Source organism: Arthrobacter sp. CP30 (genome assembly GCF_053470025.1).
Genome location: NZ_JBQEMM010000041.1, coordinates 1 through 573 on the forward strand (window position 1 = coordinate 1; position 573 = coordinate 573).

The 573-nt window shown below is 60.6% G+C and carries 1 protein-coding gene; it reads left to right on the forward strand.

Annotation, left to right across the window (positions count from 1 at the left end):
* Positions 1-573: anti-CBASS protein Acb1 family protein (locus tag ACTIMO_RS17220; RefSeq protein ID WP_448183213.1), on the forward strand; the 573-nt coding region annotated here is incomplete at both ends.

Here is a 573-nt window from a genome sequence, read left to right on the forward strand (position 1 = left end):
GTCCATGCCAGCCGCCTCCTCACGATGGTCGGGCATCATGTCCCCAACATGCTCAAGCCGGCATATGCTTTCGGTGGCATGGCGCTGTCCCAGCTGTGCAAGCCCTATGTCGATAACTGGCTGCGCACGCGCCAGTCCGTGTCCGACCTGGTGCACAGCTTCTCGGTCATGGTGCTGAAGACCGACATGGCCCAGCGCCTTCAGAGCGATATGAGTGGAGGTGACCTCTTCCGCCGCATCGACCTCTTCAACAAGACCCGCGACAACCGCGGAACCTTCGTCCTCGACAAGAACGAGGAGGATTTCGAGAACGTCTCCGTGCCCATCGCCGGGCTGCACGAGCTTCAGGCCCAGTCCCAGGAGCAGATGTCGAGCGTTTCGAAGATCCCGCTCACCATCCTGCTCGGGATCACCCCCGCCGGCCTGAACGCTTCCTCGGACGGTGAGTTCAGGGCCTTCTACGACACGATCATCGCCTACAACGAGCGTGTAGTTGCCAATCCGCTCAAGGCCGTCATCGAAGCGGCACAGCTCTCGATCTGGGGTAAAATCGACGAAGAGCTGACATACCAG